The organism is Paraburkholderia hiiakae, from assembly GCF_904848665.1.
Classification (GTDB): domain Bacteria; phylum Pseudomonadota; class Gammaproteobacteria; order Burkholderiales; family Burkholderiaceae; genus Paraburkholderia; species Paraburkholderia hiiakae.
On sequence record NZ_CAJHCQ010000007.1, the window covers coordinates 69,459 to 87,163 of the forward strand.

The 17,705-nt window shown below is 64.0% G+C and carries 11 protein-coding genes; 7 read left to right on the forward strand and 4 right to left on the reverse strand.

All coding sequences use genetic code 11. The features are described 5' to 3' along the window. Positions 1–286: 286 nt before the first annotated feature. The 5 genes from rimP to truB all read left to right on the forward strand — a co-directional run bounded on the left by rimP (position 287) and on the right by truB (position 6,845). Positions 287–745: a ribosome maturation factor RimP gene (gene rimP / locus JMY28_RS15090; RefSeq protein WP_028204813.1), complete on the forward strand. Its 459-nt coding sequence runs from the start codon at positions 287–289 to the stop codon at positions 743–745. Next, on the forward strand, positions 742–2,217 hold the full coding sequence (gene nusA / locus JMY28_RS15095; protein ID WP_201696746.1) for a transcription termination factor NusA: 1,476 nt from the start codon (positions 742–744) through the stop codon (positions 2,215–2,217). Before rimP ends, nusA begins: the two co-directional genes overlap by 4 nt. Positions 2,218–2,382: 165 nt before the next feature. Then, positions 2,383–5,340, forward strand: a complete 2,958-nt coding sequence (infB, locus tag JMY28_RS15100) for a translation initiation factor IF-2 (protein WP_201696747.1) — start codon at positions 2,383–2,385, stop codon at positions 5,338–5,340. A 162-nt stretch (positions 5,341–5,502) separates the two neighbouring features. Beyond that, positions 5,503–5,868, forward strand: coding sequence for a 30S ribosome-binding factor RbfA (gene rbfA, locus JMY28_RS15105; protein ID WP_201696748.1), 366 nt, complete (start codon positions 5,503–5,505; stop codon positions 5,866–5,868). An 8-nt stretch (positions 5,869–5,876) separates the two neighbouring features. Then, positions 5,877–6,845: a tRNA pseudouridine(55) synthase TruB gene (truB, locus tag JMY28_RS15110; protein ID WP_201696749.1), complete on the forward strand. Its 969-nt coding sequence runs from the start codon at positions 5,877–5,879 to the stop codon at positions 6,843–6,845. Between the two features lie 105 nt (positions 6,846–6,950). On the opposite strand, the gene JMY28_RS15115 is transcribed toward truB, so the two are convergent. The 4 genes from JMY28_RS15115 to JMY28_RS15130 form a co-directional block, all read right to left on the reverse strand. Further along, positions 6,951–8,516 carry a DHA2 family efflux MFS transporter permease subunit gene (locus tag JMY28_RS15115; protein ID WP_201696750.1) on the reverse strand — a complete coding sequence of 522 codons (1,566 nt, stop codon included), beginning with the start codon at positions 8,514–8,516 and terminating at the stop codon, positions 6,951–6,953. Positions 8,517–8,620: 104 nt separating this feature from the next. Next, positions 8,621–9,922: an EmrA/EmrK family multidrug efflux transporter periplasmic adaptor subunit gene (locus JMY28_RS15120; protein ID WP_201696751.1), complete on the reverse strand. Its 1,302-nt coding sequence runs from the start codon at positions 9,920–9,922 to the stop codon at positions 8,621–8,623. Positions 9,923–9,987: 65 nt separating this feature from the next. Then, complete coding sequence (locus tag JMY28_RS15125; protein WP_201696752.1) at positions 9,988–11,589, reverse strand: efflux transporter outer membrane subunit; 1,602 nt, start codon at positions 11,587–11,589, stop codon at positions 9,988–9,990. A gap of 89 nt (positions 11,590–11,678) precedes the next feature. Beyond that, on the reverse strand, positions 11,679–12,182 hold the full coding sequence (locus tag JMY28_RS15130; RefSeq protein WP_201696753.1) for a MarR family winged helix-turn-helix transcriptional regulator: 504 nt from the start codon (positions 12,180–12,182) through the stop codon (positions 11,679–11,681). Positions 12,183–12,670: 488 nt separating this feature from the next. Between JMY28_RS15130 and typA the strand changes: the two genes are divergently transcribed. Both typA and JMY28_RS15140 read left to right on the forward strand, forming a co-directional pair. Continuing rightward, positions 12,671–14,497, forward strand: coding sequence for a translational GTPase TypA (typA, locus tag JMY28_RS15135; protein ID WP_201696754.1), 1,827 nt, complete (start codon positions 12,671–12,673; stop codon positions 14,495–14,497). Positions 14,498–14,836: 339 nt separating this feature from the next. Continuing rightward, positions 14,837–17,701, forward strand: a complete 2,865-nt coding sequence (locus tag JMY28_RS15140; protein ID WP_201696755.1) for a 2-oxoglutarate dehydrogenase E1 component — start codon at positions 14,837–14,839, stop codon at positions 17,699–17,701. The last annotated feature ends 4 nt before the right edge of the window (positions 17,702–17,705 follow it).

Sequence of the window (17,705 nt, forward strand, 5' to 3'; positions counted from 1 at the left end):
CTGGCTAAGTGAGAAGATGGGCGTTTCGCCCATTTTTTTTTGGTTCGCCCCAAATTGGTTACCAACAGATGCCGACGTTTCACGTTCGGCATTGTCAATTGGGGGCGTCCAAAGTGACCAATGCGTCACCAACGCGTCACCAACGCGCCGGGTCGTTCGTCATCGTGGGGCAGGTAGGTGAGCAGCGCGCGCTCACCTGGCGCGCGGCCCGCGAATCCCTAGCGAAGCAAGAACTAGAGCGAAGGAAGTTGCTGGCCCGCTGCGCAGAACATCTGGAGTGGGCATTGTGCAACTGACGGAACTGATTGAAACCACGGTCACCGGGCTCGGTTACGAGCTGGTCGACCTCGAGCGCACCGGGCGCGGCATGCTGACCATCTTCATCGATCAGCCCGCGGGGATCGCGATCGAGGACTGCGAGAAGGTCACGCGTCAGCTGCAGCACGTTCTGACGGTCGAGAACATCGACTACGAGCGGCTCGAGGTTTCGTCGCCCGGTCTCGACCGGCCGCTGAAAAAACTGGCGGACTTCGAACGCTTCGCAGGCTGCGAAGCGGTAATCACGTTGAAAAAGCCATTGGACGGACGGAAATCGTACCGGGGTATCGTGCATGCTCCCGAAGGCGAATCCATCGGTCTGGAATTCGAAGGGAAGGCGGGTCCTGCGATGCTCGATTTCACGCTCGCAGACATCGACAAAGCACGCCTTGTCCCCAAAGTTGACTTTAGGAGCCGCAAACAATGAGTCGCGAAGTGTTGATGCTGGTGGATGCGCTGGCACGCGAGAAGAATGTCGACAAGGACGTGGTGTTCTCCGCCCTTGAAGCGGCGCTTGCGTCAGCCTCCAAGAAACTCTTCGACGAGGATGCGGATATCCGCGTGCATATCGATCGCGAAAGCGGCGAACACGAAACGTTCCGCCGCTGGCGCGTCGTGCCGGACGAGGCGGGCCTGCAGGAGCCGGACCAGGAAATCCTGCTGTTCGAAGCGCGTGAGCAAGATCCGGAAGCGCAGATCGACGGTTTCGTCGAGCAGCCGGTACCCTCGGTCGAGTTCGGCCGTATCGGCGCACAGGCCGCCAAGCAGGTCATCCTGCAGAAGGTGCGTGACGCTGAGCGCGAGCAGATCCTGAACGATTTCCTCGAGCGCGGCGAAAGCATCATGACCGGCACGGTCAAGCGCATGGACAAAGGCAACTTCATCGTCGAATCCGGCCGCGTGGAAGCCCTGCTGCGCCGCGACCAGTTGATTCCGAAGGAAAACCTGCGCGTGGGCGACCGCGTGCGCGCCTGGATCGGCAAGGTCGACCGCACCGCGCGCGGCCCGCAGATCGAACTCTCGCGCACGGCGCCCGAGTTCCTGATGAAGCTGTTCGAAATGGAAGTGCCTGAAATCGAACAGGGTCTCCTCGAGATCAAGGCAGCGGCGCGCGATCCGGGCGTACGCGCCAAGATCGGCGTGGTGGCCTACGACAAGCGCATCGACCCGATCGGCACCTGCGTCGGCATCCGCGGCTCGCGCGTGCAAGCCGTGCGCAACGAGCTCGGTGGCGAAAACGTCGACATCGTGCTATGGTCGGAAGATCCCGCCCAGTTCGTGATCGGCGCTCTCGCGCCGGCTGCCGTGCAGTCGATCGTCGTCGACGAGGAAAAGCACTCGATGGACGTCGTGGTCGACGAGAGCGAACTCGCGGTCGCGATTGGCCGTAGTGGCCAGAACGTGCGTCTTGCCAGCGAACTGACCGGCTGGCAAATCAATATCATGACGCCGGATGAATCCGCGCAAAAGCAGAATCAGGAGCGCACGGTGCTGCGCGACCTGTTCATGGCGCGTCTCGACGTGGATGAAGAAGTCGCCGACATCCTGATCGACGAAGGCTTCACGAGCCTCGAAGAGATCGCCTACGTGCCGCTCAACGAAATGCTGGAAATCGAGGCGTTCGACGAGGACACCGTGCACGAGCTGCGCAACCGCGCTCGCGACGCACTGCTCACGCAGGCTATCGCGAACGAGGAGAAGGTGGAAAGCGCCGCGCTGGACCTGAAGAGTCTGGACGGTATCGACCCGGACCTGCTCGCGAAACTGGCGCAGCATGAAGTTCACACCCGCGACGAGCTCGCCGAGCTGGCCGTGGACGAGCTGGTCGAAATGACGGGAATGGAAGAGGACGCCGCCAAGGCGTTGATCATGAAGGCACGTGAGCACTGGTTTCAGTGACCCTCGGGGCGCGATGCCCCTGGACACGACCCGGTGCGCGACGAGCAGGAAGCGACCATGACCCACTGAACTGAACGCGGCGGAGCCTTGCAGGACGCGAGGAACCGAAGGCCGCATGACCCGATGTCAACCGCAAGGAATCGGTCCTTGCATTAAGAGGAATGAATGGCGAGTAACAACGTAGCCCAATTTGCCGCGGAACTGAAAATGCCTGCCGGCGTGCTGCTCGAGCAGCTGCAGGCGGCGGGTGTCACGAAAGCGAGCGAGAGCGATGCTTTGTCGGAGACCGACAAGGCGCGTCTGCTCGATCACTTGCGCAAGTCTCACGGCTCGACTGATGCAGACAAGCGCAAGATCACGCTGACGAAACGGCATACGTCGGAAATCAAGCAGTCCGATTCGACGGGTAAGGCTCGCACCATTCAGGTCGAGGTGCGCAAGAAGCGCACGTTCGTCCGCCGCGACGAGTCCGCCGGAGAGGCGGAGGCATCGAATCATGCAGCCGACGCAGCCGTTGCCGCCGAAGAGGCGGAACTGCAGCGCCGCGAGGAAGAGGCACGCCGCGAGGCAGAACTGCTCGAGCGCCAGGCTCAGGAGCTCAAGGAGCGCCAGGAACTGCTCGCGCGTGAAGAGTCGGAGCGCCGCGCGCGCGAAGAGGCCGCCGAGGCCGAGCGTCGCCGTGCTGAAGAAGAAGCAGCAAAGAAGAAGGTCGCGGCTGATACCGCCGCTCGCGAACTGGCCGCTCAGGCCGTGGCAGCGCAGCGCAACGCCGAAGCGGAAGCGAAAGAAGTGAAGCAACAGCAGGATCAGCAAGAAGAACAGCGCGCCGCAGCCGAACGCGCCGCGCAGCGCGAAGCGGCCCAAAAGGCCGAAGTCGCCGCACGCGAAGCCGCCGAAAAGGCGCAGAAGGAACAGGACGAGATCGCTCGCCGCCGCGCGGCTGCTGAAGCCGAAGCGCGCGCGATCCGCGAAATGATGAACACGCCGCGTAAGGCGCAGGTGAAGGCGCCCGAGCCGCCCAAGCCGGTCGAGCCGCCCAAGCCCGCCGAAGCCAAGGGCACGCTGCACAAGCCGGCCCGTCCGGAAGGTGCGCCGGCGCGTCCGGCTCCCGGTGCAGGCGCCGCGGCGAAGAAGCCGGCCACGACGGCCGCGCCTTCGACGAGCGCGCCGGGCGCGGGCGCGGGCGACCGCAACAAGAAGCCGGGCGCAGGCAAGGGCGGCTGGCAGGACGACGCGGCCAAGCGTCGTGGCATCAAGACGCGCGGCGACTCGTCGGGCGGCGTAGACCGCGGCTGGCGCGGCGGCCCGAAGGGCCGTGGCCGTCACCAGGACGCTTCGACGTTCCAGGCGCCGACCGAGCCGATCGTGCGTGAAGTGCACGTGCCGGAAACCATCACGGTGGCCGACCTCGCGCACAAGATGTCCGTGAAGGCATCGGAAGTCATCAAGGTGATGATGAAGATGGGCCAGATGGTCACCATCAACCAGATGCTCGATCAGGAAACGGCGATGATCATCGTCGAGGAACTCGGCCACCGTGCGGTTGCCGCGAAGCTCGACGATCCGGAAGCGCTGCTGGTCGAAGGCCAGACTACGGGTATGGACGCCGAGCAACTGCCGCGTCCGCCGGTCGTCACCGTCATGGGTCACGTCGACCACGGCAAGACGTCGCTGCTCGACTACATCCGCCGCGCCAAGGTTGCAGCGGGCGAAGCGGGCGGCATTACGCAGCACATCGGCGCATACCACGTCGAAACGCCGCGTGGCGTCATCACGTTCCTCGACACGCCGGGTCACGAGGCCTTCACGGCCATGCGTGCTCGCGGTGCGAAGGCAACCGACATCGTCATTCTGGTGGTCGCGGCCGACGACGGCGTGATGCCGCAGACGAAGGAAGCGATCTCGCACGCGAAGGCTGCGGGCGTGCCGCTCGTCGTGGCGATCAACAAGATCGACAAGCCCGATGCGAACCCCGAGCGCGTGAAGCAGGAGCTCGTGGCGGAAGGCGTCGTGCCGGAAGAGTACGGTGGCGACTCGCCGTTCGTGCCGGTGTCGGCGAAGACCGGCGCAGGCATCGACGATCTGCTCGAAAACGTGCTGCTGCAAGCCGAAGTGCTGGAGCTGAAGGCACCCGTGATCGCGCCTGCGAAGGGTCTCGTGATCGAAGCGAAGCTCGACAAGGGTAAGGGTCCGGTTGCAACGATTCTCGTCCAGTCCGGCACGCTGAACCGTGGCGATGTGGTGCTGGCTGGCAGCGCTTACGGCCGCGTGCGCGCCATGCTCGACGAAACGGGCAAGCCGACGAAGGAAGCGGGCCCGTCGATTCCGGTCGAGATCCAGGGTCTCTCGGAAGTGCCGGGCGCGGGCGAAGAAGTCATCGTGCTGCCGGACGATCGCAAGGCGCGTGAAATCGCCATGTTCCGTCAGGGCAAGTTCCGCGACGTCAAGCTCGCGAAGCAGCAAGCCGCGAAGCTCGAAAACATGCTCGAGCAGATGGGTGAGGGCGAAGTGCAGAACCTGCCGCTCATCGTCAAGGCGGACGTGCAGGGTTCGCAGGAAGCGCTGGTGCAATCGCTGCTCAAACTGTCGACCAGCGAAGTGCGCGTGCAGATCGTGCACAGCGCGGTCGGTGCGATCAGCGAGTCGGACGTCAACCTGGCAACGGCTTCGAAGGCGGTCATCATTGGCTTCAATACGCGTGCGGATGCGCAGGCGCGTAAGGTGGCCGAGGCGAACGGCATCGACATCCGCTACTACAACATCATCTATGACGCAGTGGATGAGGTGAAGGCGGCGATGTCCGGCATGCTCGCGCCGGAGAAGCGCGAGACGGTGACGGGTATGGCCGAGGTGCGTCAGGTGATCCGCGTGCCGAAGGTCGGCCTGATCGCGGGTTGTATGATCACGGACGGTTTCGTCAAGCGTTCGTCGTCGGTGCGCGTGATTCGCAACAACGTGGTTATCCACACCGGCGAACTCGACTCGCTCAAGCGCTTCAAGGACGACGTCAAGGAAGTCAAACAAGGCTTCGAGTGCGGTATGTCGATCAAGAACTTCAACGACATCGTCGAAGGCGACCAGTTCGAAGTGTTCGAGATCACCGAAGTCGCGCGTACGCTGTAATACAGCGGCGCCCGCGGGCCGGCCTTCGGGGTCGCCCGCTTGGCCGATAACGGGCGGGGCAGGCGCTGGCCAGCCCCGCCCGTTTTGTTTTTGCGCGGCCGTGTGCGCCTCTATGGACGCAACGCCGCCTGAATGCCTCGCAGATAAAGAGGTGGAACCATCATGCCGAAAAAACGTACTTCCCCGAATCGCAACGTGCAGATCGCGGATCAGATCCAGCGCGATCTGTCTGAGTTGATGCGCGAAGTGAAGGACCCGCGAATTGGGCTCGTGACGATACAGAGCGTGGAACTCACGCCCGACTACGCGCACGCCAAGGTCTACTTCACGACCCTCACGGGCGACCCGAAGACCACGCAGGAGGCGCTCAATCACGCCGCTGGCCACCTGCATAACCAGCTCTTCAAGCGCCTGCACATTCACACGGTGCCGACGCTGCATTTCCACTATGACCAGTCGGTCGAGAAGGGTGTCGAGATGTCGCGCCTGATCGACGAGGCGAACTCGACGCGCGCGAAGGACGACTGACGCGGGCAATGACTGCATCATCGAAAAAGAATCAGGGCGAGCCGCGTCCGAAGGTCCCGCGCCGCCTGCTAGACGGCGTGCTGCTGCTCGACAAGCCCATTGGTCTGTCCAGCAACGACGCGCTGATTCGCGCGAAGCGGCTTTATCGCGTGAAGAAGGCAGGCCACACCGGAACGCTCGATCCGCTCGCGTCGGGGCTGTTGCCGCTGTGCTTTGGCGAAGCGACCAAGTTTTCGCAGGATCTGCTCGAAGCCGACAAGACTTATGAAGCGACCATGCGCCTCGGTATTCGCACCGCCACCGGCGACGCCGAAGGCGAGGCGATCGAAACGCGCGAGGTCTCCTGTGACGAAGCCGCAGTGCGTGAAGCGATGACGCGCTTCCTCGGCGACATCGTGCAGGTGCCACCGATGTATTCGGCGCTCAAGCGCGACGGCAAGCCGCTCTATGAATATGCGCGCGCGGGCCAGACGGTCGAGCGCGAAGGGCGCAAGGTGAAGATCCTTGCGCTGGAGATGATCGCGTGCGCGCTTCCCGAGCTGCCTGAGGTCACGTTTCGCGTGACGTGCAGCAAGGGCACGTACGTCCGCACGCTGGCCGAGGATATCGGCGAGGTGCTTGGCTGCGGTGCGCATCTCGTGATGCTACGGCGTACAGGCGTGGGCGCGCTCACGCTCGAGCATGCGGTGACGCTCGACGCGCTCACTGCCGCCGACGAGCCCGAACGCGACACCTGGCTGCGTCCCGTCGATGCGTTGCTCTCCACGTTCCCCGCCTTGACGCTCAATGAAGAGGCGGCGCGCCGCTTCACGCATGGCCAGCGCCTGCCGCTCAACGAGCTGGTGCTCGATCGCACGGTCTGCGAAGCGGCCGAACGCGTGCGTGTGTACGCGCAAGATGGGCGATTGCTCGGCGTCGCTAAGGCCGCGAACGGCGTGCTTGCGCCGGAGCGGCTGGTAGTCAGCGGTACAGCCTGAGCGAACTCGGATCGCGCGCGGAGCGCACAAACAAAAACGGCACGCCGGTGAACAACCGGACGTGCCGTTTTGCTATGGACAGCCGCAAGCGCTAACGCATCGATCTCAATGCGCCGCCGAAGCCGCCGCACCCGCGTCCGCACCACCGGAACGCTCGGGCCGCGTGATCCAGATGAGCGCGATCAGCACGATGAAGATCACCGAGGAAATCCAGAACAGGTCGTTCACGCCGAGTTGCGCGGCCTGCTGCGAGAGCATCCGGTCGAAGAGCCCGTGCGCCTGGGAAGGATCGAGACCCGCGCCCTGGAATTGCTGCATCGACTGATTGAAGACTGGGTTCGTCGGTGTCGCCACTTCGGTCAGGCGTGCATGGTGAAACGTCGTGCGGTGATCCCACGCCGTCTCGAAGATCGAGGTGCCGATACCGCCGCACATGATCCGCACGAAGTTCGACAGGCCCGAGGCCGCCGGAATGCGATGGCCAGGCAGGCCCGAAAGCGTGATCGACACGAGCGGAATGAAGAGGCCCGCCATGCCAATGCCCTGGATGAGCGTGGGCAGCGTGAGCGCCCAGGTGTCCACGCCCGTGGTGTAGCGCGAGCGCATCCAGAAGCACAGCGCGAACACGACGAACGCGGCTGTCGCGATATAGCGCGGGTCGGTGCGCGGCAGGATCTTGCCCGTGATCGGCGAGAGCAGGATCGCGAAGAAGCCCACGGGCGCCATCACGAGACCCGCGTCGGTCGCGGTGTAGCCGATCGAGGTTTGCAGCCAGAGCGGCAGTAACACGAGGTTGCCGAAGTACAGCCCGTAGCCCACCGAAAGCGCGACCGTGCCGCCCGTGAAATTGCGGCGCGCGAACAGCGACAGGTCGACCACGGGGTGATCGGCGGTCAGCTCCCACACCACGAAGAACGCGAATGCGATCACCGCGGTGAGCGCGAGCACGACGACCGTGGTGGACGAGAACCAGTCGAGGTCCTTGCCCTTGTCGAGCATCACCTGCAGCGAGCCCACCCAGATGATGAGGAGCGCGAGGCCCACGCCGTCGATCGGCGCCTTTTTCACGACCGAATCGCGGGTGCGGAAGATCGCCCACGTGGCGAGCGCCGCGACGATGCCGACGGGGATGTTCACGTAGAAGATCCACGGCCACGAGATGTTGTCGGAGATCCAGCCGCCCAGAATCGGGCCGGCCACTGGCGCGATCAGTGTCGTCATCGACCACATCGAGAGCGCCATGGGCGCCTTCGCGCGCGGATAGCTCGCGAGCAGCAGCGTTTGCGAAAGCGGGATCATCGGGCCGGCCACGGCGCCTTGCAGCACGCGCGAGGCGAGCAGGAAGGGCAGCGTGGGCGCGAGGCCGCACATCCACGACGAGATCACGAACAGGATGATCGACGCCATGAAGAGGCGCACCTGGCCGATGCGGTCGGTGAGCCAGCCCGTGAGCGGCACCGAGATCGCGTTGGCCACCGCGAACGAGGTGATGACCCACGTGCCCTGGTCCGACGACACGCCAAGGTCGCCCGAGATCGACGGGATCGACACGTTCGCGATCGAGGTGTCGAGCACGTTCATGAACACCGCGAGCGACACCGCGATGGTGCCGATTACGAGTTGCGCGCCCTGTAGCGGTGGATGCGCGACGGGTTGTTGTGGTGCTGCCATTGCGTCCTTTCTTGTTGACCTGTTGGAGGGCACGCGAAACAAAGCGGCGCGGGCTGAGGATCAGCCCGCGCCGGCGTTTGCGAGTGCTTTTGTCAGGACTTCAATCAGCCTTTCGCGCCGGGCTTTGCCGCGTGAGCGGACGACACCTGCGCCTTGGCGGCTGCATGGCTCGCGCCGTTGGTAGCGTTGCCGGCACCGCTGTTGCCACCATTACTGGCTGCCTTGTGCGCATTCGGGCCGGCGTTTTCGGCGATGATGCGCGCGATCTCCGCATCGGCTTCTGCACCGTACTTGGCGAACACATCGGTCTCGTAGACGGTGTTCTGCGCATTGCCGAGCTGCGTGCCTGCGTCGTTGCGGATGTTCACGTCCACCTGCATCGAGAGGCCGATACGCAGGGGATGCTTCAGGAGGTCTTCCGGATCGAGCGAGATACGCACCGGCAGACGCTGCACCACCTTGATCCAGTTACCCGTGGCGTTCTGCGCGGGCAGCAGCGAGAAGGCCGAGCCCGTGCCCGCCGAGAAGCCCACCACCTTGCCGTGATAGACCACCGACGAGCCATACACGTCGGCCGTCATCTCGACCGGCTGTCCGATGCGCATGTGCTTGAGCTGCACTTCCTTGAAGTTGGCGTCGACCCACAGCGAGCTCAGCGGCACCACCGACATCAGCGGATTGCCCGGCGAGACGCGCTGGCCCACCTGCACCGAGCGCTTGGCCACGTAGCCGGTAACCGGCGCGGGCAGCGTGTTGCGTGCGTTTGCCAGATAGGCGTCGCGCACCTTGGCGGCGGCGGCTTCCACGTTCGGGTGATTCGCGATGGTCGTGTTCGCGGTCAGCGCGCGGTTCGCGGCGAGCTGCTGCTGCGCGGCTTCGAGCGCGGCTTCGGCGCTGCGCACGGCGTCGCGGGCGTGCGAGATCTCTTCTTGCGAGACGGCGCCCGTCTGCGCGACCTGCATGCGGCGGTGCAGGTCGTCTTGCGCACGCGAGAGGTCGGACTGGCGAACCGCGACTTGCGCTTCGTACTGACTGTCGTCGGCGAAGAGCCCGCGCACCTGGCGCACCGTCTGCGCGAGTTGCGCTTCAGTCTGCTCGAGCGTGACGCGCGCGTCGGCGGGGTCGAGCAGCACGAGCGGATCGCCGACGTTCACGGTTTGCGTGTCGTCCGCTTTCAGTGCGATCACCGTGCCGGTGACCTGCGGCGTGATCTGCACGACGTTGCCGTTCACGTAGGCGTCGTCCGTGCTTTCGGTAAAGCGTGCGACGAGGAAGTAGTAGAGGCCGTAGGCAACGGCTGCAATCACGATCACGAGGACGAGCAGCGTCATCATGCGCTTGCGCTTGCCGCTGTTCGCGTTCGGCTTCGGCTTCGGATTGGCCGCCGGCTGCTGGGGGGTGCTCATGGAAGGATCTCCGGATGCTTGCGTGCTGTTCGTTCAGTTTTTGATGTTTGTGTGCTGCTCGGCGCTCAATTCGGCGTAGGCGCGGCGTTTGCCGCGTTCGTCGATGCCGCCGCGTTCTGCGGCGAGCGCGTACCGCGCCACGGTGCGCCGTTCACGTCGCTCTGGCCGCGCGCTTCACTGCCGACTTCGGCCGGTGGCGTGAGTCCCGCGCCTTGCGCTTCAAAGCCGCCGCCAAGCGACTTGATGAGCGCCATCTGCTGGTCGCGGCGCTGCGCTTTCAGGTTCGACACCGTCTGCTCCGCGGCGAGGCGATTCTGGTCGGCGGTGAGCACCTGAAGCTGCTCGGAGAGCCCCGCCTTGTAGCGAATCACGGCGAGCTGCCAGGCTTTGGTCGACGCGTCGAGTGCGCGATCGGCGTCCACGAGCTGCTTGTCGGCCGAGCGGATCGTCGACACGTCGGTCGCTACATCCTGGAAGGCGCCGATGAGCGTCTGGTTGTAGTTCGCCACATCGAGCTCGAAGTCGGCGTAGCGGCCCTTCAGTTGCGCGCGCAACGCGCCCGCGTCGAAGAGCGGCAGATGCACCGCCGGCCCAAGCTGCGCCTGGCGGCTCGTGAAGTTCAGGAATTTGCCCCAGCCGAACGCATCGAAGCCGAAGCCGGCCGCGAGGTTCACGTCGGGGTAGAACTCGGCCTTGGCTTCCTTCACGTCGTGCATCGCGGCTTCCACTTGCCAGCGCGCGGCAACGATGTCGGGGCGGCGCGCGAGCAGGTCGGCGGGCAGATTGTCGGGGAGCGCGACGTTGGCAGCCGGATAGAGCACCGGCTGCGCGATCTGCAGGCCGCGGTCCGGGCCCTTGCCGAGCAGCGCGCCGAGCTGGTAGCGCGTCGTTTCGATCTGGCCGTCGATCTGCGAGAGGTTGGCCTGGCTCGTCGCGATGTTGCCGTTCGCGGTCTGTTTCTCGACGTTGGTATCGAGCCCCGCCGCCACACGGCCGTTCGTGATCGTGCCGATGGTCTTGCGGTTGTCGATCTCGTGCACGGCGATGTCGCGCAGTTCGTAAAGCTGGGCGAGCTGGTTGTACGTGCGCGCAACCGAAGAGGCGAGCGTGATGCGCGCCTGCTGCATGTCCGCCTCGGCGGCACGCTGCGAGGACACGGCTTGCGCGAGGCGCTGGCGGTTCTTGCCCCAGAGGTCCAGATCCCACGAGGCGCTGGCAAGCACGTTGTTCTCGCTATACCAGGTGCCGCCGTACGGGGGCGGGAAGAGGGCGTTGGCCGAGTACAGTTCGCGGGTCCACGAATAACTCAGGTTGGCCTTCGGGAAGAGCGCCGAGCGCGAGGTTTCGATGTACGACGAGGCCTTGGCAAGGCGCGCCTGGGCTTGAGCGATGGTCGGGCTGCCTTCGAGCGCCTCGTCGATCAGCTTGGGCAGCTGCGGGTCGCCGAACCGGGTCGCCCAGTCGAGCGTGGGCCACTGGCCGCCTTGCGCCGGAATACTCTGCGAGCTTTCGAACTGCTGCGGCTGATCGATGGTCTTGTCGCTCTTGATGCCGATGTAGTTCGCGCAACCCGAAAGGGCGAGCGCCGCGACCGCGGCGGCGACCGCCGCCCGGCAGGACAGCGCCCGCACGGCCGGAACTGGCGCAAACTCGGTTTGGGATTTCATTGCTCGTCTCGATGCGTGAGAGTGTGTGGTGATACTGGACGATGCAGCTATTTTCTTGTTCGGCGATTTCAAATTTGCTTGCCCCGTCATCAATTCTCGGGCGGATTCGGGGTCGAACTCTGGCTAGCTTCGCAGCTATTCGAAAGAATTCGCCGCAACATGCTCTTCAGAAAGCCGACTTCCTCAGGCGTGAATCCGGCAGAGAGATGCTCCGTGACACTGCGGAAGATCGCCGGCATGCGCGCGGCGATGGCAAGGCCTTCGGGGGTGAGCGCGAGGTGTACCGCGCGACGGTCTTCGGAGCTGCGCACGCGCTTCAGGAGCCCGCGCTTCTCCAGTCGGTCGACGAGCCGCGTGACGGCGCTTGCGTCGATGCCGTATTCGCGGGCGAGTTCGGCCGCGAGCAGGCATTTGCCGCTCGCCACCATGAAGAGGATACTGGCCTGCTGGCTCGTTACGCCGAGTTCGGCAACGGCGCGCTGGGTGACCATGTTCGACATGGTCGATTTCACCCGCGTGATCAGGTAGCCAACGCTCTCGCCCAGGTCATAGTCGCGGACTTCGGGCGGTGGCGTGGGAGTCGGATCCGTCATGATTCTGCTGCGACTGCAATGGTTGACCAGGCAGGGATTATAGGGCCGGTTAGTTGACGCGGCAAGGTTTATTCTGCCTTTGCCGAGAAACCTTTGCAGAGTAGGGGCTTAATTCGGCCCCGCGGGCATGGGAGAATGCGCAATGGGTGGCGCGCCGGTTCGGATTTCTCTGGCGTTGCGCCGCTTCCACTGCGCCGGGCTGAAACGTCAGCCAATCTGGCCGCCGGACGTCCGGCGCCCCGTCGCACGCGTCGCGCACGTTGTGCGGTTGCGACGCTGGTCACCCCGATCCAGGGTGCTCCCTGATATGCGCAGGATCAATTCATCTGCGCGTGCTATAATTTCAGGTTCCCAAAAGTGCGCCATTTGCAGCGATGCTGAATTGACCCGCCGGCAGTAGTCCGGGGTGGATCGAAGCGGCGGCCGCGCGCCCTCGCCGGGCCTGCCAGCAGGGCATGCGCGGCGCACTCAACTGTACCCAGGTTCCTATGTCCCGCGCTCTTCGCAACATCGCCATCATTGCCCACGTCGACCACGGCAAGACCACGCTCGTCGACCAACTGCTGCGCCAGTCCGGCACCTTCCGCGACAACCAGCAGATCGCCGAACGCGTCATGGACTCGAACGACATCGAAAAAGAGCGCGGGATCACGATTCTCGCGAAGAACTGCGCGGTCGAGTACGAAGGCACCCACATCAACATCGTCGACACCCCGGGCCACGCCGACTTCGGCGGCGAAGTGGAGCGCGTGCTCTCGATGGTCGACTCGGTGCTGCTGCTCGTCGACGCCGTGGAAGGCCCGATGCCGCAAACGCGCTTCGTCACGAAGAAGGCGCTCGCGCTCGGCCTGAAGCCGATCGTCGTCGTCAACAAGATCGACCGTCCGGGCGCCCGTATCGACTGGGTGATCAACCAGACGTTCGACCTGTTCGACAAGCTCGGCGCGACCGAAGAGCAACTCGACTTCCCGGTGGTGTACGCCTCGGGCCTGAATGGCTACGCATCGCTCTCCGCCGACGCGCGCGAAGGCGACATGCGTCCCCTGTTCGAGGCGATCCTCGAACACGTGCCGGTGCGCGACGCCGATCCGGAAGGTCCGCTCCAGCTCCAGATCACCTCGCTCGACTACTCGACCTATGTCGGCCGTATCGGTGTGGGCCGCATCAAGCGTGGCCGCATCAAGCCGGGTCAGCCGGTGGCGCTGCGCTTCGGGCCGGACGGCGACGTGATGAATCGCAAGATCAACCAGGTGCTGTCGTTCAGCGGCCTGGAGCGCGTGCAGGTCGAATCGGCCGAAGCCGGCGACATCGTGCTGATCAACGGCATTGAAGACATCGGCATTGGCGCGACGATCTGCGCGGTCGATACCCCCGAAGCGCTGCCGATGATCACGGTGGACGAGCCGACGCTCACGATGAACTTCCTCGTGAACTCGTCGCCGCTCGCAGGCCGCGAAGGCAAGTTCGTGACGAGCCGCCAGATCCGCGACCGCCTCACGAAGGAACTGAACCACAACGTCGCGCTGCGCGTGAAGGACACCGGCGACGAAACCACGTTCGAAGTGTCGGGCCGTGGCGAGTTGCACCTCACGATCCTGATCGAAAACATGCGCCGCGAAGGCTACGAGCTGGCCGTGTCGCGTCCGCGCGTGGTGCTGCACGAAGTCGACGGCGTGAAGCAGGAGCCGTACGAAATGCTGACCGTGGACGTCGAAGACGCCCACCAGGGCGGCGTGATGGAAGAACTGGGCCGCCGCAAGGGCGAAATGCTCGACATGGCTTCGGACAGCCGTGGCCGCACGCGTCTCGAGTACCGCATTCCGGCGCGTGGTCTGATCGGCTTCCAGGGCGAGTTCATGACGCTCACGCGCGGCACGGGCCTGATGAGCCACGTGTTCGACGCCTACGGCCCGATCAAGGAAGGCACGCTCGGCGAGCGCCGCAACGGCGTGCTGATCTCGCAGGACGACGGCGCCGCCGTCGCCTACGCACTGTGGAAGCTGCAGGACCGCGGCCGCATGTTCGTGAAGCCGGGCGACGCGCTGTACGAAGGCATGATCATCGGTATTCACAGCCGCGACAACGACCTCGTCGTGAACCCGATCAAGGGCAAGCAGCTCACCAACGTGCGCGCCTCGGGCACCGACGAAGCCGTGCGCCTCGTGCCGCCGATCCAGATGTCGCTTGAATACGCAGTGGAATTCATCGACGACGATGAACTCGTGGAAGTCACGCCGCAATCGATTCGTCTGCGCAAGCGTCACCTGAAAGAGCACGAGCGTCGCCGCGCAAGCCGCGAAGGCGCTGCCGAGTAATTTGCAGTTTTATCGCTTTTTTCCGCACTGCAATGTAAACAGACTCACAGAAAAGCCGCCGCTTTATGGGCGGCTTTTTTGCGTCTGGCGGAGATTGCATTGCGGTGCGGGAAGAGAGCGTTGCGAATGCCGCAAGGGCCCATAGAAAAAGGGTTCCCGCGTGGTGTTCGGTCGCATTGCATCCTGTAGAGAGATGCGCATATGCGCTATACTCCGCGGATGCATGATTTAGGTCCTTCCAAGCAGACTTGATTCGCAATCCGCTAAACGGTCAGGCCGTGGCGCGGAAGGTTGAGTAACCCGCTATTTCTCGAGAAACTCGAAGAAAGGTGAGCGTAAATGTCGGAAACGATGAAGCAATTCCAGCTGAACTCCTATCTGTTCGGCGGCAATGCTCCGTATGTCGAAGAGCTATACGAAGCATATCTTGACAACCCTGCGTCCGTTCCGGACACCTGGCGTGAATACTTCGACGCACTGCAAAACGTGCCGTCGTCGAGTGGCACGGCCGACAACGACATCGCCCACGGGCCGATCGTCGAATCCTTCGCTCAACGCGCGAAGGCCAACGCATTTGTTCCGCGCGGTGCCGGCGAAGATCTCGCCACGGCGCGCAAGCAAGTCTACGTTCAGTCCCTGATTGGCGCTTATCGGTTCCTCGGCTCGCAATGGGCCAATCTCGATCCGCTCAAGCGTCGCGAACGTCCGAACATCCCCGAGCTCGAGCCTGCGTTCTACGACTTCACCGAAGCCGACATGGACCAGACGTTCAGCGCCACGAACCTGTATTTCGGGTTCGAGCGCGCGACGCTGCGCGAGATCGTCAAGGCGCTGCGCGATACGTACTGCGGTACGATCGGCGTCGAGTACATGTACATCAGCGATCCTGAACAAAAGCGCTGGTGGAAGGAGCGTCTCGAGTCGATCCGCTCGACGCCCAACTTCTCGAACGACAAGAAGAAGCACATCCTGCAGCGCCTGACGGCCTCCGAAGGCCTCGAGCGCTTCCTGCATACCAAGTACGTCGGCCAGAAGCGCTTCTCGCTCGAAGGCGGCGAGTCCTTCATCGCCGCGATGGACGAAGTCGTTCGTCACGCTGGCGCCAAGGGCGTGCAGGAAATCGTCATCGGCATGGCTCACCGTGGCCGTCTGAACGTGCTGGTCAATACGCTCGGCAAGATGCCGGCTGACCTGTTCGCCGAATTCGAAGGCAAGCACGTCGACGACCTGCCGGCAGGCGACGTGAAGTACCACAAGGGCTTCTCGTCGGACGTCTCAACCGAAGGCGGTCCGGTCCACCTGTCGCTCGCGTTCAACCCGTCGCACCTCGAAATCGTCAACCCGGTGGTCGAGGGTTCGGCGAAGGCCCGTATGGATCGCCGCGGCGATGCGGACGGCCTGCAGGTGCTGCCGGTGCAGATCCACGGCGACGCGGCCTTCGCAGGCCAGGGCGTGGTGATGGAAACGCTGAACCTCGCGCAAACGCGCGGGTACGGCACGCACGGCACGCTGCACATCGTCATCAACAACCAGATCGGCTTCACGACGTCCGACCCGCGCGATGCGCGTTCGACGCTGTACTGTACCGACGTGGTCAAGATGATCGAAGCGCCGGTGCTGCACGTGAACGGCGACGATCCGGAAGCGGTCGTGCTGGCTATCCAGCTCGCGGTCGAATTCCGCATGCAGTACCACAAGGATGTCGTGGTCGACATCATCTGCTTCCGCAAGCTCGGCCACAACGAGCAGGACACGCCGGCGGTCACGCAGCCGCTGATGTACAAGACGATCGCGAAGCACCCGGGCACCCGTGCGCTGTACGCCGAGAAGCTCGTGCAGCAGGGCGTGATCACGGCTGAAGACGCAGACAACTACGTCAAGGCCTACCGCGCCGCGATGGACGAAGGCCACCACACGGTCGATCCCGTGCTCTCGAACTACAAGAGCAAGTACGCGGTGGACTGGGTTCCGTTCCTGAACCGCAAGTGGACCGACGCCGCCGATACGGCAGTGCCGCTCGCCGAACTCAAGCGTCTGGCTGAACGCATCACCACGATCCCCGAGAACTTCAAGGTTCACCCGCTGGTCGAGCGCGTCATCAACGACCGCCGCGCGATGGGCAAGGGCGAAGCGAAGCTCGACTGGGGCATGGGCGAGCACCTCGCATTCGCGTCGCTGGTCGCTTCGGGCTACGCAGTTCGCCTGACGGGCCAGGACTCGGGCCGTGGCACGTTCACGCACCGCCACGCCGTTCTGCACGACCAGAACCGCGAGCGCTGGGACGACGGCACGTACGTGCCGCTGCAGAACATCGGTGAGAACCAGGCTCAGTTCACGGTGATCGACTCGGTGCTGTCGGAAGAGGCAGTGCTGGGCTTCGAATACGGTTACTCGACCGCTGAACCGAACACGCTCGTCGCGTGGGAAGGCCAGTTCGGCGACTTCGTCAACGGTGCGCAGGTCGTGATCGACCAGTTCATCTCGTCGGGCGAAGTGAAGTGGGGCCGCGTTTCGGGTCTCACGATGCTGCTGCCGCACGGCTACGAAGGTCAGGGTCCGGAGCACTCGTCGGCGCGTATCGAGCGTTTCCTGCAGCTGTGCGCCGAGCACAACATGCAGGTCGTTCAGCCGACCACGCCGGCTCAGATCTTCCACGTGCTGCGCCGCCAGATGATCCGCCTGTTCCGCAAGCCGCTCATCATCTTCACGCCGAAGTCGCTGCTTCGTCACAAGGAAGCCGTGTCGGATCTGTCGGAGCTCGCGAAGGGCACGTTCCAGCCGGTCATCGGCGAAGTGGACGAAACGATCGACGCGAAGAAGGTCAAGCGCGTGGTCGCCTGCTCGGGCCGCGTGTACTTCGACCTCGTCGCGCATCGCCGCGAAGCGAAGGCGAACGACGTCGCGATCATCCGTATCGAACAGCTCTATCCGTTCGCGCACAAGCAGTTCGAAGCGGAGCTGAAGAAGTACGACAACGCGACCGAAGTGGTCTGGGTGCAGGACGAGCCGCAGAATCAAGGCCCGTGGTTCTACATCGAGCACCACCTGAAGGAAGGCATGAAGGAAGGCATGAAGCTCGCGTACAGCGGCCGTCCTGCTTCCGCATCGCCGGCTGTTGGCTACTACGCGAAGCACTACGAGCAGCAGAAAGCGCTGATCGAAGGTGCATTCGGCCGCCTGAAGGGCGCGCAGGTCGCGAAGTAAGCAC